Source organism: Kitasatospora sp. NPDC041917 (assembly GCF_055589745.1).
In genome coordinates this window covers 103,014-126,355 of sequence record NZ_JBVJBI010000011.1, presented here as the reverse complement: position 1 = coordinate 126,355, position 23,342 = coordinate 103,014, and the positions used below count along the sequence as shown (strand labels likewise).

The 23,342-nt window shown below is 74.8% G+C and carries 26 protein-coding genes; 18 read left to right on the top strand and 8 right to left on the bottom strand.

Going from position 1 to position 23,342, the window contains the following annotated elements; genetic code table 11:
• Positions 1-13: 13 nt before the first annotated feature.
• The 10 genes from ACZ6EM_RS16185 to ACZ6EM_RS16140 all read left to right on the top strand — a co-directional run bounded on the left by ACZ6EM_RS16185 (position 14) and on the right by ACZ6EM_RS16140 (position 7,774).
• Positions 14-994 (top strand): ABC transporter permease, encoded by a 981-nt coding sequence (locus tag ACZ6EM_RS16185; RefSeq protein WP_380548269.1) that lies wholly within the window; start codon positions 14-16, stop codon positions 992-994.
• On the top strand, positions 982-1,827 hold the full coding sequence (locus tag ACZ6EM_RS16180; RefSeq protein ID WP_359905433.1) for an ABC transporter permease: 846 nt from the start codon (positions 982-984) through the stop codon (positions 1,825-1,827). Before ACZ6EM_RS16185 ends, ACZ6EM_RS16180 begins: the two co-directional genes overlap by 13 nt.
• A gap of 21 nt (positions 1,828-1,848) precedes the next feature.
• The gene (locus ACZ6EM_RS16175) at positions 1,849-2,934 is read left to right on the top strand and encodes an ABC transporter ATP-binding protein (protein WP_359905430.1); all 1,086 of its coding nucleotides are present in this window, start codon (positions 1,849-1,851) and stop codon (positions 2,932-2,934) included.
• 60 nt (positions 2,935-2,994) lie between these two features.
• Positions 2,995-3,753, top strand: a complete 759-nt coding sequence (locus tag ACZ6EM_RS16170; RefSeq protein ID WP_465772576.1) for an HAD family hydrolase — start codon at positions 2,995-2,997, stop codon at positions 3,751-3,753.
• 1 nt (position 3,754) lies between these two features.
• Positions 3,755-4,078, top strand: a complete 324-nt coding sequence (locus ACZ6EM_RS16165; RefSeq protein ID WP_401047498.1) for a DMT family transporter — start codon at positions 3,755-3,757, stop codon at positions 4,076-4,078.
• Positions 4,079-4,189: 111 nt separating this feature from the next.
• The gene (locus ACZ6EM_RS16160; protein WP_401047500.1) at positions 4,190-4,681 is read left to right on the top strand and encodes a hypothetical protein; all 492 of its coding nucleotides are present in this window, start codon (positions 4,190-4,192) and stop codon (positions 4,679-4,681) included.
• 169 nt (positions 4,682-4,850) lie between these two features.
• Positions 4,851-5,147: a hypothetical protein gene (locus ACZ6EM_RS16155; RefSeq protein ID WP_359905419.1), complete on the top strand. Its 297-nt coding sequence runs from the start codon at positions 4,851-4,853 to the stop codon at positions 5,145-5,147.
• The gene (locus ACZ6EM_RS16150; protein WP_401047502.1) at positions 5,144-6,472 is read left to right on the top strand and encodes a WXG100 family type VII secretion target; all 1,329 of its coding nucleotides are present in this window, start codon (positions 5,144-5,146) and stop codon (positions 6,470-6,472) included. Before ACZ6EM_RS16155 ends, ACZ6EM_RS16150 begins: the two co-directional genes overlap by 4 nt.
• The gene (locus ACZ6EM_RS16145) at positions 6,462-7,148 is read left to right on the top strand and encodes a hypothetical protein (RefSeq protein ID WP_465772575.1); all 687 of its coding nucleotides are present in this window, start codon (positions 6,462-6,464) and stop codon (positions 7,146-7,148) included. Before ACZ6EM_RS16150 ends, ACZ6EM_RS16145 begins: the two co-directional genes overlap by 11 nt.
• Positions 7,145-7,774: a hypothetical protein gene (locus ACZ6EM_RS16140; RefSeq protein ID WP_465772574.1), complete on the top strand. Its 630-nt coding sequence runs from the start codon at positions 7,145-7,147 to the stop codon at positions 7,772-7,774. Before ACZ6EM_RS16145 ends, ACZ6EM_RS16140 begins: the two co-directional genes overlap by 4 nt.
• Positions 7,775-7,836: 62 nt before the next feature.
• Here the strand turns inward: ACZ6EM_RS16140 and ACZ6EM_RS16135 are convergent, their stop codons facing one another.
• From ACZ6EM_RS16135 to ACZ6EM_RS16115, 5 genes are all read right to left on the bottom strand, one after another.
• Positions 7,837-8,511 (bottom strand): phosphonatase-like hydrolase, encoded by a 675-nt coding sequence (locus ACZ6EM_RS16135; protein ID WP_401047508.1) that lies wholly within the window; start codon positions 8,509-8,511, stop codon positions 7,837-7,839.
• An 11-nt stretch (positions 8,512-8,522) separates the two neighbouring features.
• Entirely contained in the window at positions 8,523-9,644 is a 1,122-nt protein-coding gene (locus tag ACZ6EM_RS16130; protein ID WP_465772573.1) for a TIGR03364 family FAD-dependent oxidoreductase, read from the bottom strand.
• 169 nt (positions 9,645-9,813) lie between these two features.
• Positions 9,814-10,329, bottom strand: a complete 516-nt coding sequence (locus tag ACZ6EM_RS16125; RefSeq protein WP_465772572.1) for a pyridoxamine 5'-phosphate oxidase family protein — start codon at positions 10,327-10,329, stop codon at positions 9,814-9,816.
• 199 nt (positions 10,330-10,528) lie between these two features.
• Positions 10,529-11,191: a phosphatase PAP2 family protein gene (locus ACZ6EM_RS16120; protein ID WP_401054663.1), complete on the bottom strand. Its 663-nt coding sequence runs from the start codon at positions 11,189-11,191 to the stop codon at positions 10,529-10,531.
• A complete protein-coding gene (locus ACZ6EM_RS16115; protein WP_359905395.1) occupies positions 11,188-11,856 on the bottom strand; it encodes a DedA family protein in 669 nt (222 codons plus the stop codon). The genes ACZ6EM_RS16120 and ACZ6EM_RS16115 overlap by 4 nt, the downstream gene beginning before the upstream one ends.
• A 115-nt stretch (positions 11,857-11,971) precedes the next feature.
• On the opposite strand from ACZ6EM_RS16115, the gene ACZ6EM_RS16110 reads away from it, so the two are divergent.
• The 3 genes from ACZ6EM_RS16110 (at position 11,972) to ACZ6EM_RS16100 (ending at position 15,315) form a co-directional block, all read left to right on the top strand.
• A complete protein-coding gene (locus ACZ6EM_RS16110; RefSeq protein WP_465772571.1) occupies positions 11,972-12,421 on the top strand; it encodes a BlaI/MecI/CopY family transcriptional regulator in 450 nt (149 codons plus the stop codon).
• Positions 12,418-13,683, top strand: coding sequence for a M48 family metalloprotease (locus ACZ6EM_RS16105; protein ID WP_465772570.1), 1,266 nt, complete (start codon positions 12,418-12,420; stop codon positions 13,681-13,683). Before ACZ6EM_RS16110 ends, ACZ6EM_RS16105 begins: the two co-directional genes overlap by 4 nt.
• Before the next feature lie 195 nt (positions 13,684-13,878).
• Positions 13,879-15,315: a GAF domain-containing protein gene (locus ACZ6EM_RS16100; RefSeq protein WP_401055000.1), complete on the top strand. Its 1,437-nt coding sequence runs from the start codon at positions 13,879-13,881 to the stop codon at positions 15,313-15,315.
• Between the two features lie 43 nt (positions 15,316-15,358).
• Here the strand turns inward: ACZ6EM_RS16100 and ACZ6EM_RS16095 are convergent, their stop codons facing one another.
• Positions 15,359-15,859 (bottom strand): SsgA family sporulation/cell division regulator, encoded by a 501-nt coding sequence (locus ACZ6EM_RS16095; protein WP_359905384.1) that lies wholly within the window; start codon positions 15,857-15,859, stop codon positions 15,359-15,361.
• A 329-nt stretch (positions 15,860-16,188) separates the two neighbouring features.
• Here ACZ6EM_RS16095 and ACZ6EM_RS16090 point away from each other — a divergent pair, with 329 nt between their 5' ends.
• The 4 genes from ACZ6EM_RS16090 (at position 16,189) to ACZ6EM_RS16075 (ending at position 20,804) form a co-directional block, all read left to right on the top strand.
• Positions 16,189-17,535, top strand: coding sequence for a hypothetical protein (locus ACZ6EM_RS16090; protein WP_465772569.1), 1,347 nt, complete (start codon positions 16,189-16,191; stop codon positions 17,533-17,535).
• Between the two features lie 169 nt (positions 17,536-17,704).
• Positions 17,705-19,069: a TerD family protein gene (locus ACZ6EM_RS16085; RefSeq protein WP_465772617.1), complete on the top strand. Its 1,365-nt coding sequence runs from the start codon at positions 17,705-17,707 to the stop codon at positions 19,067-19,069.
• Between the two features lie 180 nt (positions 19,070-19,249).
• Complete coding sequence (locus ACZ6EM_RS16080) at positions 19,250-20,215, top strand: SGNH/GDSL hydrolase family protein (RefSeq protein ID WP_401054766.1); 966 nt, start codon at positions 19,250-19,252, stop codon at positions 20,213-20,215.
• Between the two features lie 100 nt (positions 20,216-20,315).
• Positions 20,316-20,804 carry a GNAT family N-acetyltransferase gene (locus ACZ6EM_RS16075; protein ID WP_401054768.1) on the top strand — a complete coding sequence of 163 codons (489 nt, stop codon included), beginning with the start codon at positions 20,316-20,318 and terminating at the stop codon, positions 20,802-20,804.
• A 5-nt stretch (positions 20,805-20,809) separates the two neighbouring features.
• Here ACZ6EM_RS16075 and ACZ6EM_RS16070 read toward each other — a convergent pair whose 3' ends face one another.
• Complete coding sequence (locus ACZ6EM_RS16070) at positions 20,810-21,502, bottom strand: RraA family protein (protein ID WP_465772568.1); 693 nt, start codon at positions 21,500-21,502, stop codon at positions 20,810-20,812.
• A gap of 147 nt (positions 21,503-21,649) precedes the next feature.
• Between ACZ6EM_RS16070 and ACZ6EM_RS16065 the strand changes: the two genes are divergently transcribed.
• Positions 21,650-22,243 carry a Uma2 family endonuclease gene (locus ACZ6EM_RS16065; protein WP_452179364.1) on the top strand — a complete coding sequence of 198 codons (594 nt, stop codon included), beginning with the start codon at positions 21,650-21,652 and terminating at the stop codon, positions 22,241-22,243.
• A 64-nt stretch (positions 22,244-22,307) separates the two neighbouring features.
• Here ACZ6EM_RS16065 and ACZ6EM_RS16060 read toward each other — a convergent pair whose 3' ends face one another.
• Complete coding sequence (locus tag ACZ6EM_RS16060; RefSeq protein WP_359905370.1) at positions 22,308-23,237, bottom strand: proline dehydrogenase family protein; 930 nt, start codon at positions 23,235-23,237, stop codon at positions 22,308-22,310.
• Positions 23,238-23,342: the final 105 nt, after the last annotated feature.

Here is a 23,342-nt window from a genome sequence, read left to right as displayed (position 1 = left end):
AGAAAAGGCACTCATGACCACGGCTCCCACCCCGGTGCCGACCACCCCCGCCGCCACCTCCCCCGGTGGCGGCGCGGGGGCGTCCGCCACCGCCACGACCACCTCCCCCACGAGCACCGCCCCCGCCCCGCGGCGCCGGCCGCTCGCCCGCCTCCGCGGCGCGTCCTGGCTGGCCACCGTGCCGCTGCTGCTGTTCTTCCTGATCGGCTTCGGACTTCCCTGCGTCGCCATCGTGATCGGCGCGTTCACCACCTCCAGCGACGCGGAGAGCGGCGCCGGGCAGTTCACCTTCGACAACCTGACGGCCTCCGTGCAGGGCGGCTACCGGACGGCCATGCTGAGCAGCCTCAAGCTCTCCGCGCTGACCGCGCTGCTCGCCACCGTGCTCGGCGTACCGCTCGCCCAGGCCGTCGTCACCTCCCGGCGCGGCTGGCTGCGCCAGGCGGTGCTCACCGCCTCCGGCGTGCTCGCCAACTTCGGCGGCCTGCCGCTCGCCTTCGCGTTCGTCGCCACCCTCGGCAACGCCGGCGAGATCACCAGGCTGCTGCACCTCACCGACCACGGCTGGTCGCTGTACTCCTTCACCGGCCTGACGGTCGTCTACCTGTACTTCCTCGTCCCGCTGATGGTGCTCACCATCACCCCGGCCCTGGACGGCCTGCGGACCCAGTGGCGCGAGGCGGCCCAGAACAACCGGGCCACCACCGTCCAGTACTGGCTCCACGTCGCCCTGCCGATCCTGCTGCCCTCCCTGCTCGGCGGCTTCGTGCTGCTCTTCGGCAGCGCCTTCGCCGCCTACGCGACGGCCGCCGCCATGGTCGGCGCGACCGTCCCGCTGGTCAGCCGCTCGATCGCGGACGCGCTCTCCGGCAACGTGCTGGTCGGCCAGGGCAACCTCGCCCTCGCCCTCAGCCTCAACATGATCGTCGTGGCCGTCCTGGTGATGGCCGTGTACCTCCCCCTCCAGCGCCGGAGCGCCCGATGGCTCAGCTGACCACCCCCGCCCGCCCCGGCCGACGCGACGTGCGCTGGTGGCGCGGTGCCGTGCTGCTGCTCGCCGGCGTCTACTTCGTCGTGCCGCTCGCGGCCTCCTTCTGGTTCTCGATCGACGAGCCCAAGGGCATCTCCTTCTCCGCCTACACCGGACTGCTCTCCGCCCCCGGCTTCCTGGACAGCCTCTGGCTGACCCTCGGCCTCGCCGTGGTCACCGTCGTGGTGCTGCTGCTCCTGCTCGTCCCGGCGCTGATCGCCGTCCGGCTCGGCTCGCCGAAGCTGCGCCCGGTCATCGACGTGCTCTGCACCCTGCCGCTGGTCGTCCCGCCGGTCGCCCTGACCGCCGGCCTCATCGGCGTGCTGCGCTGGGGCCCGGACTACCTGATGGACACCCCGTTCTTCCAGACCTTCGTGTTCGTCCAGGACCCGGACTTCCCGCTGGTGCTGGTCATCGCCTACGTGCTGATGGCCCTGCCGCTCGCCTACCGCGCCCTGGACGCCGGCCTGCGCTCGATGGACGTGCGCACCCTGGTCGAGGCCGCCCGCAACTGCGGCGCGAGCTGGCCGCGCGCGGTGTTCACCGTGGTCCTGCCCAACCTGCGCGGGGCCCTGCTGAACGCCTCCTTCCTCACCCTGGCCCTGGTCCTCGGCGAGTTCACCACCGCCTCGATCCTCGGCTTCCAGCCCTTCCCGGTCTGGATCTACTCGGTCGGCAACAGCCAGGCCCACATGTCGGTCGCGGTCTCCATCCTGAGCCTGCTGCTCACCTGGCTGCTGCTGCTCCTGCTGGCCACCGCCGGGCGCGAGCGCCGCGCCAAGACCGCCACCTCCTGAAACCCCCCGGAGTCACCAGTCATGACCACGGCCACCGCCATCGCCAACGGCGTCTCGCTCTCCCCCGGCAGCGCCACCGTCGAATTCCGCTCCCTGCGCCGCGCGTTCGGCACCACCACCGCCCTCGACGGCCTGGACCTGACCGTCCACCCGGGCGAGCTGATCGCCCTGCTCGGCCCGTCCGGCTGCGGCAAGACCACCGCGCTGCGCATCCTGGCCGGCTTCGAGCAGCACGACTCCGGCGAGGTGCTGGTCGACGGCCGGGACATCACCGCGATCCCCGCGCACAAGCGCGACGCGGGCATGGTGTTCCAGTCGTACAGCCTCTTCCCGCACCTGACCGCCCTGGACAACGTCGCCTTCGGGCTGCGGATGCGCGGCACCGGCAAGGCCGAACGCCGCAAGCGGGCCCAGGAGCTGCTGGAGCTGGTCGGCCTGCCGCACCGCGCCGACCACTACCCGCACCAGATGTCCGGCGGCCAGCAGCAGCGCATCGCGCTCGCCCGCGCGCTCGCCCTCCAGCCGCGCGTCCTGCTGCTGGACGAGCCGCTGTCCGCGCTGGACGCCAAGGTCCGCCTCCAGCTGCGCGACGAGATCCGCCGCCTCCAGCAGGAGCTGGGCATCACCACCCTGTTCGTCACCCACGACCAGGAGGAGGCGCTGTCGATGGCCGACCGGGTCGCGGTGCTGCGGGCCGGCAGGCTGGAGCAGTGCGCCGTCCCGTCCGAGCTGTACAGCCGGCCGGCCACCGCCTTCGTCGCCGAGTTCGTCGGCACCATGAGCCGCATCCCGTGCACCCGCACCTCGGACGGCGTCGAGGTGCTCGGCCGCCGGCACGCGGTGGACGGCGCGATCCCGGCCGACGGCGAGCTCCAGGTGCTGGTGCGCCCGGAGAACGTCACCCTGACCCCGGCCGAGGACGGCCCCGCGCTGGTGGTCACCGCCTCCTTCCTGGGCGCCGTCACCCGGCTCACCGTCCGCCTGGACGACGGCACCGAGGTCAAGGCCGACCTGCCCACCGAGGCCGCCGCCGCCCTGCCGGCCGGCGCCCGGGCCGCGCTCACCCTGCCGGAGCGCCCGGTGCTGGTGGACCGCCGCACCGCCTGAGAACCTCGTACCTCCCTGCTCCGTCCACCGGAGCACCGAAGAACCACCGAAGGTACCGCCATGCCTGACTCCGCCCTGCCCGACTCCGTCCTGCCCGAGAACTCCGCCCCGCCCGCCGCCGCGCTGCCCGCCGTCGTCCTGCCCGCCGTCGTCCTGCCCGCCGCCGTCCTCTTCGACATGGACGGCACCCTGGTGGACACCGAGCAGCTGTGGTGGCAGGCCGCCGCCGAACTCGCCGAGGAACTGAACCGCCCGCTCACCGACCAGGACGCCCCCGAGGTGCTCGGCCAGGCCATCGAGCACACCGCCGCCCACCTGCACAGGGTCAGCGGCACCACGCTCGGCGAGGCCGAACTCGCCGCCCGGCTCGGCGAGTCCTTCGCCGGCAAGGTCGCCGCCGAGACGGTTCCGCGCCCCGGCGCGCTCGCCCTGCTGGCCTCGCTGCGCGACGCCCGGGTGCCCACCGCGCTGGTCTCCGCCTCCCCGCGCCGGGTGGTGGACCTGGTGCTGTCCGCCATCGGCCGGGACTGGTTCGCCGTCACCCTGGCCGCCGAGGACACCGAGCGCACCAAGCCCGCGCCCGACCCGTACCTCGCCGCCGCCGAGCGGCTCGGCCTGGACCCGGCGGCCTGCCTCGCCGTCGAGGACACCCCGACCGGGGTCGCCTCCGCCACCGCGGCCGGCTGCGCCGTGCTCGCCGTGCCGTCCACCGCGGTGCCGCTGCCCCGGGGCGAGCGGATCACCCTGCTCGCCAGCCTGGAGCAGGCCGACCTCGCCCTGCTCGGGAAGCTCGCCGGTCCCGGCGCGGTTCGACCCTGACATGCCCTATCTCCTGCTCGCCCTCGCCATCGTCAGCGAGGTCTGCGCCACCAGCTGCCTCAAGCTCACCGAGGGGTTCACCCGGCTCTGGCCGAGCCTCGGCGTCGGCCTCGGCTACGCGCTCTCCTTCGTGCTGCTCGGCCGCGCGCTCAAGCACATACCGGTCTCGGTCGCCTACGCGGTCTGGTCCGGGGCCGGCACCGCGGCGGTCGCCGGGATCGGCGTGGTCGCCTTCGGCGAGTCGCTCGGGCGGCTCCAGTGGCTGGGCATAGCGCTGGTGATCGTCGGGGTGGTCGTGCTCAACCTCAAGGGCGGACACTCCTGACGCCGTTCTGACGGTCCGTCAATTTCCGAAGACGCTGGTCAACCACCCTGTCGGGGCGGGCCGTCGGACGTGCCGACCTCCCGCCCCGAAGCCTTCGCTACGGTGTCCCCCATGACGGACCCCCGACCCCATCACTACCGCTTCGTCCACCGCGAACTCGCCCGCCAGGTACTGGAGTTCGGCCCGCGCGTGGCCACCCCGACCCCGGACGGCGGCAGCCTGCTGCCCGTCGTCACCCAGATCTGGGACGACCTCGGCGCCGCCCTGCCGCCCGAGGACCGCCTGCCCCACCACGGCCTCGACTGCCGGCACCTGTCGGTCGACGGCCACCACATGCTGCTGGTCACCCTGCCCACCGCGGTCGGCGCCACCGAGGCCCACTTCGTCGCCGCCGTCCAGCCCCAGGGTTCCAGGTCGGTGCGCTACGTGACCTTGGAGCACGCGTTCAGCCCCTTCGACGGCAGCCCGGGCACCGTCCTCGGCGAGTGGACCGCCGAGAGCCACCTCAACCACGGCCCGGGGCCCTCGCCCGTCGCCGAACTGTTCGTCACGGCCGTGGTGCAGCTCGTCACCCCGAAGAAGCGCGGCTTCTGGCGCCGCTGAGACCGACCCTCGCACCTCCCTCCGGGCCGGGCCGCCGACGTCAAGAAGGCGTCGACGGCCCGTAAAGGTCCCGCAAACATCCTCCCCCGGACCCCGGCGCGGGCGATCATCGGCGCACTGGTCGGGGCTATGCTCGCCCGGTCCGACAAACGACGCATCGGGGGCGAAAGTGTCCGACTTCAAAGTCAGTACCGAATTCCTCGCCAAGCTGGCCCAGGATCTCAAAGGCTGCGGCGACGAACTCGAACAGGGGCTCAAGGCCTTCGAAGCGGCCGGCCACACCGGCACCGGCTTCGACTTCCTGGACGAGGCCTGCGGGCACTTCAAGGACAAGTGGCAGTTCGGCCTGAAGAAGGTCCGCGAGTGCGTCAAGGTCCTGGACGAGGGCCTGGAGCAGGTGCAGAAGAACTACGACGGCACCGAGCAGAGCATCGTCAAGGTCCTCACCCCGGCGGGGCAGTCGTGAGCGCCCCGACGCCGCCGGCGCCCGACTGGTCCGGCCTCGGCTTCAACCCCACCCCCGGCGACTCCGCCGCCGTCACCGCGCTCAGCGCCGGCCTGCGCCGGGTGGGCCAGCACCTCACCGGCGTGCACACCACGCTCTCCCAGATCTCCGACAACCAGGGCGAGTGGACGGGCGAGGCGGCCAAGCAGTTCGCCAAGCAGTTCGACAAGCTCCCCGGTTACCTCCAGGACGCCGCCGACTCGATCACCGCGGCCTACACGGCGCTCGACGTCTGGTACAAGGCGCTGACCGAACACCAGCCCAAGGCTGCCGAGTTGGCCGCCTCCGCGGTCGCCGCCAAGAAGAAGAAGGACGAAGCGGACCGGGCGCACAGCGCCGCGGCCGCCGCCCCCGACCTCCAACTGGCCGGCCGCTACTACTCCGACGACGCGAGCCTCGCCGCCGCCGAACAGCGCTACAACACGGCGAAGAGCCACCTCGACTCGGCCGCCGGCCTGCTCACCAGCGCCTCCAACGAGCTGGCCGGCCTCCAGAAGCAGGCCCACGAGCTCGCCGGGACCCACCAGTCGGACGCGAAGAAGACGGCCGAGGCCGTCCGCAAGGCCGCCGACAGCAAGGCCCCGCCGGAGCCCGGCTGGCTCAGCAAGGTCGGCGACTGGTTCAAGAACCACGGCGCGGACCTGCTGACCGTCGCGGCCGGCGTCTGCGGCGTCGCGGCGATCTTCTTCCCCGCCTTCGCGCTGCCGGCGCTCCTGCTGAGCGCCGCCGCCGCGGGCGCGCACGCGACCCAGTACGCCGCCAAGGGCCAGCTGTGGCCGCCGCAGAAGAACATCGGCAACTGGCTGACCCTGGGCGGCGACGTCCTCGGCGCGATCCCCGGCGTGGGCGTCGCGGCCAAGGGCGTGACCGCCGTCCGGGAGGCCCGCGCCGCCGGTGCGGGCGTGCGCGGCGCGGTCTCCGCCGGGTCCACCGAGGTCCGGACCGCCGCCCGGGGGATCGACCCGGCCAACCCGATCTTCACCACGGCGATCGAGAAGCCGGCCATCAAGCTCGGCGTGTCCAAGGCCACCGCGATGAACGTCTCCGACGGCGTCCAGGCCGCCACCACCGCCGGGCTCAACGCCCCGACCGCGTACGCGCTCACCCAGGACAACCCGAGCGACAACCTCGCCAGTGCGGTCAACTACACCACCGGCGGCAACAGCGTCATCGGCTCGGCGGGCATGGCGGCCGGCGGCGGCAAGGCCAACGTCATCATCGGCAGCGTGTCCACCGTCGGCAACCTGCTCGGCATGGGCGGATGGGCGGCCGGCTATGGCCGTTGAGACCCCGGGGGCCACCGCCCCGCCGCTCTGGCTCGACCTGCCCGCGGGCTTCACCGCCGTCGACCTGAACGAGGACCCCGGCGACCGGATGGCCCGGGCCGCGGAGCAGTTGGACGCGCTCTTCCCCGACGCCGGGCCCGAGCAGAAGCTCGCCGCCGTGATCGCCTCCGAGACCGCACTCCAGGCCCAGCTGCGGGAGGGCGCCGTCCACGTGTCCGGCTGCCTGGTCCGGGCCGGGGACGGCGGTCCGATCCACGGCGTGCTCTCCGTCTTCCTCCGCCCGCAGGACCTCGGCGCGCCGGGCAGCTACCCCGCGCGGGTCGCCACGGAGCTGGCCGAGGCCTGGCCGGACGCCGACGTCGGCGTGGTGGACCTGCCGCTCGGCCGCGCCGCCCTGGCCGCCCGCGAGCTGACCGTCCCGGTGCCCGGCGCGGTCTTCGGCGTACCGGAGTCGGCCGTCAGCACGGTCCGCCAGCTCGAACTGCTGATCCCGCACCCGTGGAGCCCGTACGTGGTCGCCGCCGTCTTCACCACCGAGGACGTCGACCACTGGGACGAGTGGCTGCCGCTGGTCGCCGCCGCGTACCGGGGCATCTCCTTCCACCCGCCCCGGGACGAGAGCCGCGACACCGTGCCGCCCGACCAGTGGGACAACGTCCGGAAGGCCTTCGGATGACAGTCGCTCCGCCCGACCAGGAGACTCGAAGCGGCCCGCGCCGGCTCGGGGGCGCGGTGGCGCTCATCGCGCTCTCCACCGCCATGCTCGTCGCCGTCATCGCGCTGGACGTCTACGTCAACTCGTTCCTCGCCACCGTGGTCGGGGTCGGCTACCCCCTGGTGATGCTGATCGCGTTCGCCCTGCGCCGCGACGCCGACACCAACCCCGCGTTCCAGAAGAGGATGTTCGGCTGGAGCGCGGGCATCTGCGCGGTCGCCTTCGTCGCGTACCTCGCGGGTTCCGCCGCCTGGACCAACCTGATCCTGGGTTCGGGCCGGACGGTGCGGGCCGTGGTGGTCGACGAGAAGGTCACCGACTCGCTCCACGGCACCGGGCGGGCGTACACCCTGGCCGCCACGGAGCTGAACGACGAGGTCCCGGGCGGCCCGCTGGAGGAGCGCGACGCGCTGTTCAAGCGCGGCGACGTGGTCACCGTCCGGATGGACCCGGCCGGGCGGGTCGCCCCCAAGCTCCCCGGCGAGGTCGACTCCCCCGCCTACCTGCTGCTGTTCGTCGGCTGCAACGTCCTGATCGACGGCGCCGTGCTCTGGTCGGTGCGACGGCCCGGGCCGTCGACCGTCTGAGCCGTCGACCGTCCGAGCCGGCCGGTCGCCGCCCCGGGCCGGGCCCGGGGCGGGGTGCCGGATCAGCCCAGCAGGGCGGGCAGTTCGGCGATCGAGCCGAGGACGTGGGTCGCGCCGTCGGCCCGCAGGCGGGCCTCGTCGTGGGCGCCGGTGAGGACGCCGGCGACGACCGGGGCGCCGGCCCGGGTGCCGGTCAGCATGTCGTAGCCGGTGTCGCCGGCGACGGCGATCCGGCGGACCGAGTCGGTGCCGGTGCGCAGCAGCGCGGTGAGCACCAGGTCGGGGTACGGGCGGCCGCGGCCCGCCTCGGCGGGGCAGAGGGTCAGGTCGGCGACGGACCGCCAGCCCAGGGCGTCCAGGATGCGGTCCTGGGTGGTCCGGGAGAAGCCGGTGGTGAGGACCACCTTGCGGCCCCGGCCGCGCAGTTCGGCGATGGCCTCGGCGGCGCCGGGCAGGGCGGCGCAGTGGCCGGCGTCGACCAGGTCGTCGTAGGCGGCCTCGAAGGCGGCGTTGGCCCGCTGGGCCTTCTCCTCCTCGCCGAACAGGTGCCGGAAGACGGAGATCTTGGACTCGCCCATGGTGGCCCGGACGTGGGCCAGCATCGGGTCGAACGCCGGGCTGCCGGCCTCGACGCCGAGCGACGCGGCGGCCGCGGTGAAGGCCTGCTCGACCAGGCCGTCGTCGGCGACGGTGGTGCCGGCCATGTCGAGCACGACCAGGCGGATATCGGTGGTCACAACAAGGTTCCTTACAGGTTGGCGAGTTGGGCGGTGGTCTCGGCGATGGCGGGCGAGCAGGTCATGCCGCGGCCACCGGGGCCGGTGACCAGCCAGACGCCGTCGCGCACGCGCTCGCGGTGGACGACCCGGGTGGTGTCGACGCACTGGGCGTACACCCCGGCCCAGCGGCGGCGGATCCGCGGCATCGGGCGGCCGAGCAGTTCCTCGACCACGCCGGCCAGGTGGTCGTACGGGTCCTCGACGACGTCGAAGCCGAACGGCTGGTCGTACTCGTGGGTGTCGCCGATGGTCAGGCCGCCGTCGCGGCGCTGGACCATCAGCAGCTGCATCCTGTGTTCGGCGGCGACCGGCGGCTGGGGCTGGGTCTCGCGCAGCCGGTCCAGGGCGGTGCCGGCGAAGGCCGGGTAGTAGCGGAAGCTGTCGCCGTCGGCGACGGAGGTGCTCAGGGTCTCGCCGAGCGGGTCGGTCTGCATCATCTGGAGGCGGACCCGGCGGACCGGCAGGGCGGGGGCGAGTTCGCGGACCAGGCCGCCGAGCCAGGCTCCGGTGCAGAGGATCACCAGGTCGCCGGTGTGGACGTCGCCGTGGTCGTCGCGGACGGCGTTCTCGCCGACCACCTCGCGCACCTCGCGCCCGGGCAGGAAGGTGTACCGGCCGGTGGACTCCAGGTGGCCGCGCAGCGCGCGCTGGGCGGTGCGGGGCTCGACGGCGGCGTCGCGCTCGCACCACAGGGCACCGAGCAGCTTGCCGCGCAGGGCCGGGTTGACGGCGCGGGTCTCGTCCGGGTCGAGCAGCCGGTAGCCGCGGGCGGCGGCGTCCGGCAGGGTCAGGGCCTGCTCGGCGACGGCCAGTTCGGCCTCGGTGCGGATCGCGGTGAGCGACCCGTTCGCCCGGAAGCCGAGGTCCGGGACGCGGGCGCCGATGGACTCCCACAGTTCGCGGGCCCGCAGCGCGGTGTCCAGTTCCTCGCCCTGCGCCCGGCCGCTGACCCAGACCAGGCCGAAGTTGCGCACCGAGGCGCCGCGGGCCTCGGTCTCGCGCTCCAGGTGGACGACCTCGTGGCCGCGCTCGACGGCCTGCCAGGCGTGCATGCTGCCGAGCACGCCTGCTCCTACGACGATGACTCTCATGCGTCCAGGCTGATGCGCCCGGGTGTCCGAGGGGCGTCGGACTGCCGTCCCGCAGATGAACCACCTGGGAAGTTGTACAGACAACCCGACGGCCACTCGGAGGTGGCGCCCACGGCCCCGGCGGTCGCAGCCGCCGGGGCGTCCGGGCCCGCCGGGACGACCGGGGCGGCTACGGCCGCACCACCCGCGCCCGCAGGTAGTTGCGCCGGCCGAAGTTCGGCTCGTCCACCGCCGTCAGCTCCTCCACCTGGAACCGGTACAGCGCCGCCGCCCCGCCGCCGGTCAGGAACTGCCGCCGGGCCTCCTCGTCCCGCGCGAAGGCCGGATAGCGCCCCTGGTAGGCGGCCAGTGCCGCCTCGGCCTGCCGCCCCCAGGCCTCGCCCGCGCTGCCGGTCAGCTGGAGGCCGCGCAGCTGCTCGCCGAAGACCGGCGGCGGCAGGAAGACGGTGGCGGCGGCCCGGGCCTCCTCGGCCAGGTGGTGGCTGTGCCGGGTGGAGCGCTCGCTGACGAAGTAGAGGACGAGGTCGTCGTCGTACGCGAAGAAGGCCAGGTTGGCGTGCGGGCCGTGCTCGTGCCCCGCGGTGGCGAGGGTGAGCACCATGGCCTCGGCCAGCAGCCCCTCGACGCCCTTGTGCAGCAGGTCCCCCGGCCAGTCCCCCTGCGTGATGTCGAGTCGGTACGGCATTCGGCACTCCCTCCGCTGGCACGCCCGGCGCCCGCGCGCCCGAGCACGACTGAGCCGGGCGGGCGCCCCCCGGAGGAGGCCCCACGCCCGGCTCACATGCTCCACCCGTCGTCCGAAACCGGACAAGGGGCGGGCGGCCCGGGAAACGGCGTCCGAGCGCGCGGCGGCGTCGGAGTGCCCGGCGGCGCCGGCGGCGGGGTCAGCGCCCCTGCGTCGCGTAGCCGCGGTCGACCGGGGGCAGCGCGCCCGGCCCGAGCAGCGGCCGCAGCGCACCCGCCCGCATCCGGTCCACCAGCGGTCCGCAGCGCCCGGCGAGCGGCGCCAGCACCACCGCGACCAGCAGCCCGACCAGCGCGCCCACCGCCACGTCGTGCGGGTAGTGCACGCCGACCCAGACCCGGGAGGCGGCCATCAGCGCCGCGAACAGGCCGGCCACCCAGCCGAGCCGCCGGTCGACGAACCAGAGCGCGGCCGCGGCGGCGAAGGCGATCACCGAGTGGTTGCTCGGGAAGGACCAGTCCCCGGTGCCCGGGCAGGTCTCCAGCGCGACGCTGCCGGGGATCTGGGCGCACGGCCGGAGCTCCTCGACCGCGCCCTTGAACACCGAGTTGACGCCGTACGCGACGACCACGATCACCGGCGAGGCGAGCACCCTGGCCATCACGGCCGAGTCCGCGCCGCGCGCCCGCCACCACGCGAGGAGCATGAAGACCGCGAACAGTCCGAGGCCGAGCGCCGACCAGACCTTGATCACCTCGTCCAGCCAGTGCGGGGCCGACTGCGCCCAGCCGTTGACCCGGGTGTACAGGCCGCCGTCGATTCCGCTGCCGTCGTACACGGCGAGCGCCCGGGATGGCGTCACATGTCACCTCCGTGACGTCGCGCCTTACGGGCGCGGAACAGTTCGAGAACAATGGGGAGCACGGAGACAACTACTACCAGACCGATGATGGGCAGCAGATATCGGTCGATGCTGGGGACGGACGAGCCGAGCCCGTACCCGGCGAGCACCACGCCGACCGTCCAGACCACGCCGCCGAGCACCTGCCAGAGGGTGAACGAGCGGACCGGCACGTCGAGTACGCCGCAGAGCGGATTCAGCACCGTTCGGACCACCGGGATGAACCGGGCGAGCACGATCGCCTTGCCGTGCCCGTACTTGGTCAGCAGCTCCTCGGCCCGCGCCACGCCCTCCAGCAGGCTCTTGCGCCGGGTCCGGGCCAGCAGCGCCCGGCCGCCGCGGCGGCCGATCAGGTAGCCGACCTGGGCTCCGACGAGCGCGCCGACCAGGGCGGCGGGCAGCACCTGCCACAGGTGCAGCTGCGGGCCCTTGGTGGCGCCGGGGACGCAGAGCAGTCCGGCGGTGAACAGCAGCGAGTCACCGGGCAGGAAGAAGCCCACCAGCAGGCCGGTCTCGGCGAACAGCACCACGGCGATGCCGAGCGCACCGAAGGCGGCGAGCAGTGAGGACGCGTCCAGCGGGTTCACCGCGAGGTGAACGGCCGGATCGGCGAGGAACTGGAGCAAGGCCGACGGACCTCCCGTACGTTGGGGGGCGGTTCGCATCGGAACCCGCCCGGACCGTCTACAGTTGCGTAGACGGTCTACATGACTGTAGACGATACTTGGAGGAAGCGCCGCCATGCCCGACGTACCGTCCGCCCGCCGGCCCGCCGGGGAGCTGGAGGCCGAGGTGCTGGCCGCCCTCTGGTCCGCCCGGCAGCCGATGACGCCGCAGGACGTCCAGGCCGCGCTCGGCGGGGACCTCGCCCGCACCACCATCGCCACGATCCTCGGCCGACTGTTCGACAAGGGCACGGTCGTGCGCACCCGGGCCGGCCGGGCCTACGCCTACACCCCGACCGTCCAGGACACCGCGGGACTCGCCGCCCGCCGGATGCACACCGAACTCGGCCGCGAGGCCGACCGCTCCACCGTGCTGGCCCGCTTCGTCTCCGACCTCTCCACCGAGGACGAGCAGCTGCTGCGCGAACTGCTCGGCGACGGCACCCCGGGCGCGGAGGCGACCGGGGCCGGCGCCGCGGGCCCGGACACCGCGGGCCCGGGCACCCCGGGAGCGGCCGGCCGATGATGCTCGCCGTCTGGGTCCCGCTGCTGCTGCCCTTCCTGGCCGCCCCGCTGGCCCGCCGCCTCGCCGAGGCGCTGCCGCCGCGGGCCGCCGCCTGGATGCTGGCCGCGACCACCGCCGTGCTGGCCGGCGGCACGCTCTGCTCGCTCGGCCTGCTCGCCGCCGACGGACTGCTCCAGCTCCCGCCCGTCGCCGCCCTCGGCCACCTCTCGCTGCCCTGGCTCACCGCGGCCTCGCCCGCCGCGCCGTTCGCGGCCGCGCTCGCCGCCCTGGCGCTGCTCGCGCTCGGCGCACTGGCGGCGCGCACCGTCCACCGGCGGCAGCGGGAGCTGCGCACCGCCCGGGCCGCGCTCCCGGCCCACGACCACCCCGGCCGACCCACCGACGGCGCCGGCGCCGCCAGCGGCACCGACCGCACCGACCGCACCGACCGCACCGACCGCCACCGTACGGACCGGACGGACCGGACGGACCGGACGGACCGGACGGGCGCCCACCGGCCGGGCCGCGCCCCCTCCCCTGCCCAGCATTCGGACATGCGCCCCCCGCGCGCCTCCGTGCGCCGGTCACGCCCCTCGGCGTGGCCGCCCTCGCTCACCCGGCTCGCCGCCCGGCTGCGGCCGGTCGCCCTCCTGCGGCCCGCCGCGCTGTTCCGGCCCGCCGACCACCCGCTCACCGTGCTGGACGACGACTGCGCCGACGCCTTCGCCCTGCCCGGCCGCCTGGGCCGCCCCGGCCGACCGGGCGAGCCCGGCCGGATCGTGGTCACCTCCGGCATGCTGCGCGCCCTCGACGGCCCCGAGCGCTCCGCCCTGCTCGCCCACGAACGGGCCCACCTGACCGCCCGCCACCACCTCTTCCTCGCCCTCGCCGAGCACGCCGCCGACGTCCATCCGGCACTGCGCCCGCTGCGCGCACCCCTCGGGTACCACCTGGAGCGCTGGGCCGACGAGGTCGCGGCGGCCCGGGTCGGCGACCGCGCCGTGACCGCCCGCGCGGTCGGCCGGGCGGCCCTGGCCGCGAGCCGTTCCTCCTGGCCGGCCCGCCCCCGGACGGTCGCCACCGCCCACTCCGGCCCGGTCCCGCGCCGGGTCGCCGCACTGCTCCGGCCCCGCCCGGCCCCCGCCCCGGGCACCTGGCTGCGGGCCGCCGCCGTGGCCCTGGCCGCCTGCCTGGCGCTGAGCACCGGCGCCGCCCTGGAGGCCACCGCCGACCTGCACCACACCGTGGAGGCGGCCCAGCAGGGCTCCGGCGCCCAGCGCTGACCACCGGCCGGGGCCGGCCGGGGGTCGGGCCCCGCACCCCGGCGGGCACGGCCGGGCCCGGGGCCGGACCCGCGTTCCGTACCGTCCGGTATGCCGACTTGCCCGACCCCGTCCCCAGCGGCCCACCGCACCCGTACGCTTTCGTCAGCGCGTCGGCCCCGACGCGTCCTCGAACGGCGGCGAGGAGCGAAGCGAGTGCGGCAGACCGGACGGCAGTCCCGACGACCAGAGCGCCGCACCCCGCCGTCCGCGACGGAGCTGGCCAAGGTCCACGACCGCACCCTCGCCGACGCCGCCGCCCGGGAACTGTCCACCCCCGCCCGCACCGAGGAGACCGGCGGCCCCGGCCTGCTCGAACCCCGGCCCGAGATCGGCGACTCCTGGGCCCGGCTGCGCCGCCTCGGCCTCGACCCCGACACCGGCGCCGCCGCCGTCCTGCTGGGCCCCGGCGAAATCGAACAGCGACGCCGCACCAGCGGGCTCGACACCGTCCTGCCGGTGCTCCGCGAGACCCTGGTGGAGACGGGCGGCACGGCCCCGCTGCTGCTGGCCGTCGCCGACGCCGAGGGCCACGTGCTCTGGCAGGAGGGCGAACGCGGCCTGCGCCGCAGCGCCGACCGGATCGGCTTCATCACCGGCGCCCGCTGGATCGAGGAGAGCGTCGGCACCAACGGCATCGCGGTCGCGCTGCGCGCCCGGCGCCCGATGCACGTCCACTCCGCCGAGCACTACCTGCGCAGCCACCACTCCTGGACCTGCGTGGCCGCACCGGTGCGCGACCCCGGCACCGGGCAGTTGGTCGGCGCCATCAACCTGAGCGGCCCGGCGCACAGCATCCGCCCGTACCTGCTCCAGCTCACCGCGACCGCCGCCCGGCTGGCCGAGACCGAGCTGCGCGCCCACCGGCTGGAGGCGCTGCACCAGCTGCGCACCCTGGCCGCCCCGCTGCTCGCCCGGGTCGGCGGCCCGGCGCTGGTGGTGGACGCGGCCGGGTGGACCGCCGCCGCGGCCGGGCTGCCGCCGCCCAGCCGGCTGCGGGTGCCCAGCGAGGGCTGGACCCCGGCCGCCGTGCACTGGGTGCCGGGCCTCGGCGAGTGCGCGCTGGAGCCGCTCGCCGACGGCTGGCTGGTGCGCCCGGTCCGGCCGCCCGGGGAGAACGGCTCGGGCACGGTGACCGCCGAGCAGGCCGAGGGCGCCCACCTCCGGCTGGACCTGCGCCGCCCGGACCGCCCCGGGCTGTCCGTCCGGGGCGCGGCCGACAGCTGGTCGCACCCGCTCAGCCCGCGCCACGCCGAACTGCTGCTCCTGCTCGCCACCGGACGCGAGGGCAGCACGGCCGCCCAGCTCGCCGACGCGCTGTTCGGTGACCCGGGCCGGACGGTGACGGTGCGCGCGGAGCTCTCCCGGCTGCGCCGCTACCTGGGCGGGCTGCTGGCCCACCGGCCGTACCGGATCGCCGAGTCGGTGCTGGTCACCGTGGACGGGCCGGACGACCCGTACGACCTGCTGCCCTCCTCCTCGGCCCCGGCCGTGCGGCGGCTGCGGGCCGCGCTGGCCGCGGGGACGGCCCGGCTGCCCGGTGCGCCGCCCCTGCCGCCGCCGCGCGTCGCCGCCCCGACGGAGCGTCGCTGACGCTCGGCCCCCGGCCGGGCGGAGCGGATCCGGCGCCCCGTCGTCAGCCGTTCGCGAGCAGCGCGGCCAGCTCGGCGTCGGTGGGACCGCAGCGGCGCTCCTGGTGCTCGGAGACCAGCGCGTAGGTGCGGTCCAGCCAGGCCTGCACCCGGGGCTTGGACGCCTCCAGCAGTGCGCTGCCGTGCGGGGATTCGAGCGCCAGGTGCAGCGTCGCGCCGTGGCACGGGCAGTACGCCGGCCACAGTTTGACGTCGCCCTGGCCGCTCAGCGCGCGCAGCCCGTCGCGCAGCAGTTCGCGTGAGAACACCCAGTCGGCCTCGTCGGGCCGCCCCAGGTGGAAGGTCAGCAGGACCTCGTACGGGCGCGCGGCGACGAACCGGAACCGGGTGCGCACCTCGCCGACCACCTCCTCGCCCAGCGAGATCCGCAGGATCAGCACCTCCTCCACCGCCGCCGGAGCGGCGGTGGAGCCGTCCCCATCGCCGCCCGTGGGGGTGGCGGCGAGGGGTGCACTTGAGGCTGCGGACAGCGGGTCGGGCGGCATGACGGTCTCTCCGGGACGGCGTGGGATGACCTCAGCCTGCGTCACGCCCGGCGCACCGGGCAAGGGTTGCAAGGGGGTTGCAATAACCCCCGTCCGGGGCGGCCGCTCCTTACCCGCCCTTGTCAGACGGACCGTCAACTTCCGTGTGTCGAAAGGGCGTCCACGAAATGGACGGGGGCCGACCGGGAGGTGATCACCCACTGGTACGCTCTGCCCTCTCCCCGGGCGGGCCCGCGCGGAACCGGCCCGCGACGGCCGGAGCCGGACCCGGCGGCGACGCGTGGGAGAATACGGCGACGCGACGGCGGCTTCGGGGAGGGAGGGGTCCGGTGGCTGTGCGCGAGGACACCGCGCGGGACGTGCACCACGAGCCCGCACGGCAGGGTCGGCACGGGCGGCCGCGCCCGTTCGGCGGCCTGTTCCGGCTGCCCACCCTGCGCCTGTCCGGTGCCGCGATGGCGATGTCCACCGTGGTCGGCATCAGCATCGCCACCACCCTGCTGCTCAACGAACAGCAGGGGATCGGCCGCCGGGCCGGCGTCGCCCGGGTCGGCTCCACCCCGCCGCCCACGCCGGGCGCCACCGACCAGGCCGAGGCGGCCTCGGAGCAGACCCCGACCGACGGCCTGTCGTCCGCCCCCGCCGCGGGCCACCCCTCGACGGCCCCCTCCTCGCACCTCCCGGCACGCCCGTCGGGACCCGCGCCGGTCGCCGCCACCCCGCCCGCGTCCCGCACGGCGGACCCGGGCACGCCCCAGACCGGCGGCCAGGCCTCGGCCGGGCAGGACGCGCCGGCCCACGGCACCCAGCTCGCCGGCACCGGGGCCGACGCTCCGGCCGGCCCCTCGCCCTCCCCTTCCGTCCCGGCCCCGCCCTGGAACGCCCAGCAGCCCGGCTACGACCCCTCCGCCCCCGGCCAGGGACCGAACATCCCCGGGCTGCGACCGACCGTGCCCGGCCGCCCGGCGCCGCCGCCCGCCGCGTCCCTCCCGGACGTCGGCGCCGCGGGCGCCCCGGGGAAGGACGCGCCCACCGCGCCCACCGGGCCCACCGCCCCCGTCGACCCCGTCGCCCCCGTCGAGGGCGCCGGCCCGGCCGACCCCGGGAGCGCCCCGGAGACCGACCACGCGCTGTCCGGCGCCGCCCTGCTCTCCCCGCTCGGCCGGGACGGCCTGCGCCACCGGCTCACCCTCGCGGTGGCCGAGCCGGTCACCGCGTTCCAGGCCGAGTTCCGGCTCGCCCCGGGCGAGTCGGCACCCGGCGCCGGCGCCGCCTGGACCGACCTGCCGGGCGCCGTGGTCACCGCCCAGCAGGAGCGCGGCACCCTCGTCTACCGCTTCACCACCCCGCCCGGCACCGACGTCCGGCCCGGCCACTACACCTTCGGCGTCCGCGGCGCCCGTCCGGCCGCGGAGCCGTCCGCCGCGGCGCGCAAGGCGGCCCCGGCGGAGAGCTGGAGCGTCTCCGCCTTCGCCCTCGACCACCCCCGCGCGGTCGCCGCGCTCGGGGGCTTCGGCCCGGCGCAGCCGCTGCCCGTCGATCCGTGCGCGCCCCGCGCCCGGGCCGCCTCGCCGCTCCCCGAACCGGCCGACGGCCCGGCCCTTGCAACGACCCCCGCACCGGCCCTCTCCCCGGCCACCGACCCGGCCACCGACCCGGCCACCGCGGCGCGCTGACCTGCCGACGGCCGGGTGTAACGGTCGTTCGACGATCCACGGTCGGCCGTTCCGGACGGGCACATCCCCGAACCTCGTTCGTTACTGTGGGCAGCACCCCGGCCCGGCGCCCCGACGGCCCCGGCCGGGCCGCCGTTCCGCACCCGAGGAGGAGTCCGTGTCCACCGTCCTGACCCAAGGCGGCAACGCACCGCTGACCGCCGCGCGAGTGAGCGTCGAGGTCACCGCGCCCAAGGCGCTGGACGTCTCCGGCCTGCTGCTGACCGATGCCGGAAAGGTCCGCTCGGACGACGACTTCGTCTTCTTCAACGCCCCGAACGGCCCCGGCGTCAGCCACCGCCCGGCCACCGCCGGCACCCCCGACGCGATCACCGTCGACACCCGGGCCGTCCCGGCCGGCATCACCAAGATCGTGGTCACCGCGAGCCCCGCCGACCAGGTCTCCACCTTCGCCGGGATGGAGCCCACCGCCACCGTCCGCGACGCCGACACCGGCGAGGTGCTGGTCACCTTCACCCCGCCCCGACTGGGCCTGGAGACCGCGCTCATCGTGGTCGAGGTCTATCTGCGGGGCGGTGCCTGGAAGGTGCGCGCCGTCGGCCAGGGCTACGCCGACGGCCTCGCGGGCATCGCCACCGACTTCGGCGTCTCCGTCGAGGACTCCCCGGCCCCCGCCTCCTCGGCCCCGGTCCCGGCCCCGGCCGCCCAGGCCCCCGCCGCGCCGGTCGCGCCGGTCGCGCCGCCGGCTCCGGTGGACCGCACCGTCCAGCTCCCGACTCCGCCGGCCGCCCCGCCCGTGCCGCCCGCACCGGCCGCACCGGCCGGGCCCCCGACCGCCACCCCGGCCGGCACCCCGGTCGACCCGCGGATCGCCCTCGCCACCGGCCAGACCGCCGTCCCGGCCCCGCCCGCGGCTCCCCCGGCCCCCGCCGCGCCCGCGGCCCCGGCCGCCGCCGCCAAGATCACCCTGGACAAGGGCCGGGTCAACCTGGTCAAGGGCAGCTCGGTCTCCCTGGTCAAGAACGGCCGCCCGTTCCTCTCCTCCGTCCGGATGGCCCTCGGCTGGAAGTCCGCCGCCCGTGGCCGTGACATCGACCTGGACGCCTCCTGCCTCGCCTTCGACGCCCGGCACAAGCGGCTGGAGACGGCCTGGTTCATGAAGCTGAGCATCTTCAACGGCGCGATCTCCCACTCCGGCGACAACCTGGTCGGCGGCGAGGGCGGCGACGACGAGGCGATCACCGTCCACCTGGAGGGCCTGCCGGCGGAGGTCCACGGGCTGGTCTTCGTCGTGAACTCCTTCTCCGGCCAGAAGTTCTCCGACGTGCGCGACGCCTACTGCCGTCTGCTGGACGCCCGGACGGAGGAGGAGCTGGTCCGCTTCGACCTCACCAACTCCGAGCCCCACACCGGTGTGATGATGTGCAAGCTGGTCCGCCGTCCGGGCGGCGAGTGGGAGATGACGGCCCTCGGCGAATACGTCGACGGCAAGACCGCGCGGGCGATGATCGAGCCCGCCGCCGCGGTGCTGTAGCCGCACACCGCCGCCGGTCCGGCGAGGCCACGACACCACGCGACGACCTCACGACGTCACGACGTCACGTCCGCGCCCGCGAATTCACCCCCTTGAGGCATCAAGTCGCCACCACGGCGACTCGATTGACTCTCAGGGGGGTGAATCCGCTCTCTCCCCCGCACCCCGAGGAGGAGAGCCGTGCCACACTTCCTGTCCCGCCTCGCCGTCGCCGGCACCGCCACCGTGCTCGCCGCCGGACTGATCACCCCGACCACCGCCCAGGCCGCCGCCCGGCCCGGCGACCGCGCCGCCGCACTGCGGTGGACGGCCCTCGGCGACTCCTACACCGCCGGGGTCATCGTGGCCACCGGCGACGAGACCGAACCGCGCGACGGCTGCGCCCGCACCGTCGACTCCTATCCCGAGATCCTCCGCCGCGACCTCGGCTCCCTGGTCGCCCTGCGCAACGTCAGCTGCAGCGGCGCCACCACCGGCAGCGTCGACACCGGCGCGCAGTCCCCGCTCGGCCGGCCGCTCCCGCCGCTCGGCACCGACCCCAACGGCCCCTACCCGTCCGTCCCGCCGCAGATCGACGCCGTCGACCCGGCCACCGACCTGGTCACCGTCGGGATCGGCGGCAACGACCTCGGCTTCGCCGAGATCCTCAAGAGCTGCATCGAACTCGGCGCCGTCCAGCTCGGCCGGGGCACGCCCTGCAAGAACAAGTTCGACGCGAGCCTGCCCGACCGCCTGAACCGGCTGCGCGGCGACTACGCCCGGATGCTGACCGCGCTGCACGCCAAGGCCCCGTCCGCCAGGGTCCTCACCGTCGGCTACCCGCACCTCGTCCCCGAGGACGCCGCCCTCTGCCAGTACGGCAACCCCCTGCAGTTCGGCACCTTCACCACCGGCGACCTCGCCTGGGCCCGCACCGCGCTCCTGGAGCCGCTCAACACGCTCATCGCCCAGGACACCGCCGCCCGCGGCGACACCTTCGTGAACCTCTACCCCGCCAGCGCCGGCCACAGCGTCTGCGACGCCGACCACTGGCTGGACGGCGTGCTGACCAGCGTCATCCCCCTCGAATACGCCGTGGTGCATCCCAACGCCCTCGGCCAGGCCCACACCGCCGCCCTGGTCGAGGACGCCCTCCTCGCCGGCTGACCCGTCCCGCGACGCGGCCCCCGACGACCGGCCCGACGGGCGGGACCACCGAAAACCGGTGGCCCGCCCGCCCGTCGGGGATCATCCTGGTCCGATGCCCATCGACATCCGCGAGGCCACCCCCGAGGACTGGCCCGCCATCTGGCCGTTCTTCCACGCCGTCGTCGCCGCCGGCGAGACCTTCCCCTACCCCCTGGACATGTCCTCCGAGCTGGGCCGGGAGTGGTGGATGCTCGCCGCCCCGAACCGCACGGTGGTCGCGGTGGACGAGGACGGACGGGTCCTCGGCACCGCCACCATGAACCGCAACCGCCCCGGCAACGGCTCGCACGTGGCCAGCGCCAGCTACATGGTCGACCCGGCCCACCACGGCGAGGGGATCGGTCGGGCCCTGGTCGAGTACACCCTCGACTGGGCCCGCCGGGCCGGCTTCCGCGCCATGCAGTACAACGCGGTGGTCGCCAGCAACCACCACGCCGTGAAGCTCTACCAATCGCTCGGCTTCGAGATCGTCGGCACCGTCCCCGAGGCCTTCCTCCACCCGGTGGACGGCTACGTCGGCCTGCACGTCATGCACCGGCCGCTGTAACCGTCCTACTCCTCGATCGCCCCGCCGACCCGCCGCAGGTGCTGCCGGAAGCTGTACGCCGGGTCCGCGGCGCGGCGCCGCAGGTACTCGTCGAAGGCGGTCTGCCGCCGCAGCGTGTCCCCGGCCGCGATCCGCCCGGCCTGCGCGCGCTCGGTCCGGGCGATCGCGCCGGCCGTCCCCAGCACCTCGGCGACCCGGTCGGCGGGCACGAACAGCACCCCGTCCGCGTCGGCGAACACCACGTCCTCGGCGCTCACCGGGTGCGGGCCGAACTTCGCCGTCAGCAGCGCCTCCGGCTCCCGGCCGTCCAGCCGCACCGGGCCGAGCGGCAGTGCCCCGTAACTGAAGACCGGCAGCCCGATCTCCAGCAGCTCGGGCGTGTCCCGGTGCAGCCCCCACACCACGATCCCGGCCACCCCGGCGGCCCGCGCCTCCAGCACCGCGAGGTCCCCGATGCAGGCCTCGTCGGTCCGCCCGCCGTTGTCGACCACCAGCACGTCCCCGTCCCGGGCCGCGCCGTACGCCTCCAGGAACACGTCCACGCTCCCGTAGTGCCGCACCGGCAGCACCCGCCCCGCCACCCGGGCCCCGGCCAGCACCGCCCCCACTCCCACCGGCGCCACCCGCGGCTCCACCCCGAGCCGCACACAGGCGTCCGCCACCAACGGCGTGGACAGCTCCGCGAAAGCCTTCAGCATCGCCAACTCCTCTCACCGACAGCCCAGTTCACCAGCACGGATCCTATGCCAGGCTTCAAACTCACACCATCGAGTGAAACTCCGCCGTCAACGGCACAGCCCCGCCGAGCAGCGAATAGTGTGACGGCCCTCTGAAGGAGGGGCATCATGAGTGCTGTGGCGCATGAGCAACCGATCACGGGCTCCCCGACGCAGGCCGACATCCTGCTGGAGAGCTTCCTGAGCCTGCACTCCCCCGAAGGCTTCCGAGCCGAGCTCATCGAGGGAGAGATCATCGTGGCACCACCGCCGGACGGCGATCACGAGGACTGCATCGACCTTCTCATCGACCAGGTGAAGGCCAAGTCCAAGGTCCACATGCAGGTGTCCGGTGGCAAAGGTCTCCGGCTTGTCAGCGGTGGTCTCTGTCCGAAGAACCACGTCATCCCTGATGCGACGTTCGCGCCGCGGGAACTTCGCCTCTTCCGCGGTGCCCCGCCCTGGATGGAGCCCGACGGCGTCGCCATGGTCGCCGAGGTCACATCGAGCAAGCCCGACCTCGACCGCATCACCAAGCGGCACTGTTACGCCAGGGCCGGCATCCCGCTCTACCTGCTGGTCGACCGCGAGAAGTCGCAAGTGAGCCTTTTCGGCAAGCCCCACCGCGAGGAGTACACCGAGGTACATCTCGCCACATTTGGTGAACCGCTCATGGTCCCAGCCCCGTTCGACTTCGAGTTGGACACCAAGGACCTCCTCTGACGCCGGGAACGCGGACGGCCCGCACCCCCCGTCAGGGGTGCGGGCCGTGGCCTGGGGTGCCGGGTCAGCCGCGGGTGGCCATGGCGCGCAGGAAGAAGGTCAGGTTGGCCGGGCGCTCCGCGAGGCGGCGCATGAAGTACCCGTACCACTCCTGGCCGTACGGGAGGTACACGCGCATCGTGTTGCCCTCGCCGGCGAGGCGCAGCTGCTCCTCGGGGCGGATGCCGAACAGCATCTGGTACTCGAAGGAGTCCCGCTTGCGGCCGTTCCACTGGGCCAGCTGGCCGGCGATCTTGATCATGTTGGGGTCGTGCGAGGCGATCATCGGGTAGCCCTCGCCCGCCATCAGGACCTTCAGGGCGCGGACGTACGCGAGGTCGACCTCGTGCTTGCCCTGGAAGGCGACCGACTCGGGCTCCTTGTAGGCGCCCTTGCACAGGCGCACGCGGGAGCCCTCACCCGAGAAGTCGCGGCAGTCGGCCTCGGTGCGGCGCAGGTAGGCCTGGAGCACGACGCCCAGCCAGGGGAAGTCCGCCCGCAGCTCGCGCGCGATGGCGAGGGTGGAGTCGGTGGTGGTGTGGTCCTCCATGTCGAGGGTCACCGTGGTGCCGGCGTCGGCGGCGGCCTCGCAGATGCGGCGGGCGTTCTCCAGCGCGATCTTCTCGCCGTCCACCGGGAGGAACTGGCCGACGGCCGACAGCTTGACCGACACCTCGGCGCCGGCCGCGAGGCCGGTGTCCTTGAGGGCCTTGAGCAGGTGCTCGTAGGCCTCGGCGGTGCCGGCGGCCTGGGCGGCGTCCTGGGTGTCCTCGCCGAGGTGGTCCAGGGTGACCTTGCGGCCGGTGGCGATCAGGTCGTCCGTGGCGGTGACGGCGTCGTCGAGGACGTCGCCGGCGACGAAGCGCTCGACTATCGCGTGGGTCGGCGGGAACTTCTCGACCACGGTGCGGACCTGCGGGGACCGGGAGGCCGCGAGAAGGGCGGAACGGAGCATCGTGACTCCTGGAGCTGGTGTTTCCAAGGGTGGCAGAAGGGCCGGGGCGGCGGTACGGGGGTGGGCCCCGCCGCCCCGGCGGGCGGCGCCCGGCTGCGGGACCGG

Bases quoted from the DNA above. Each gene is read 5' to 3' on its own strand.
- ACZ6EM_RS16105 (WP_465772570.1), top strand. From the start codon at position 12,418: ATGATGCTCGCCGTCTGGGTCCCGCTGCTGCTGCCCTTCCTGGCCGCC.
- ACZ6EM_RS16165 (WP_401047498.1), top strand. From the start codon at position 3,755: ATGCCCTATCTCCTGCTCGCCCTCGCCATCGTCAGCGAGGTCTGCGCC.
- ACZ6EM_RS16070 (WP_465772568.1), bottom strand. From the start codon at position 21,502: ATGCTGAAGGCTTTCGCGGAGCTGTCCACGCCGTTGGTGGCGGACGCC.
- ACZ6EM_RS16145 (WP_465772575.1), top strand. From the start codon at position 6,462: ATGGCCGTTGAGACCCCGGGGGCCACCGCCCCGCCGCTCTGGCTCGAC.
- ACZ6EM_RS16095 (WP_359905384.1), bottom strand. From the start codon at position 15,859: ATGCCGCCCGACCCGCTGTCCGCAGCCTCAAGTGCACCCCTCGCCGCC.
- ACZ6EM_RS16140 (WP_465772574.1), top strand. From the start codon at position 7,145: ATGACAGTCGCTCCGCCCGACCAGGAGACTCGAAGCGGCCCGCGCCGG.
- ACZ6EM_RS16185 (WP_380548269.1), top strand. From the start codon at position 14: ATGACCACGGCTCCCACCCCGGTGCCGACCACCCCCGCCGCCACCTCC.
- ACZ6EM_RS16060 (WP_359905370.1), bottom strand. From the start codon at position 23,237: ATGCTCCGTTCCGCCCTTCTCGCGGCCTCCCGGTCCCCGCAGGTCCGC.
- ACZ6EM_RS16130 (WP_465772573.1), bottom strand. From the start codon at position 9,644: ATGAGAGTCATCGTCGTAGGAGCAGGCGTGCTCGGCAGCATGCACGCC.
- ACZ6EM_RS16170 (WP_465772576.1), top strand. From the start codon at position 2,995: ATGCCTGACTCCGCCCTGCCCGACTCCGTCCTGCCCGAGAACTCCGCC.
- ACZ6EM_RS16160 (WP_401047500.1), top strand. From the start codon at position 4,190: ATGACGGACCCCCGACCCCATCACTACCGCTTCGTCCACCGCGAACTC.
- ACZ6EM_RS16180 (WP_359905433.1), top strand. From the start codon at position 982: ATGGCTCAGCTGACCACCCCCGCCCGCCCCGGCCGACGCGACGTGCGC.
- ACZ6EM_RS16125 (WP_465772572.1), bottom strand. From the start codon at position 10,329: ATGCCGTACCGACTCGACATCACGCAGGGGGACTGGCCGGGGGACCTG.
- ACZ6EM_RS16175 (WP_359905430.1), top strand. From the start codon at position 1,849: ATGACCACGGCCACCGCCATCGCCAACGGCGTCTCGCTCTCCCCCGGC.
- ACZ6EM_RS16065 (WP_452179364.1), top strand. From the start codon at position 21,650: ATGAGTGCTGTGGCGCATGAGCAACCGATCACGGGCTCCCCGACGCAG.
- ACZ6EM_RS16110 (WP_465772571.1), top strand. From the start codon at position 11,972: ATGCCCGACGTACCGTCCGCCCGCCGGCCCGCCGGGGAGCTGGAGGCC.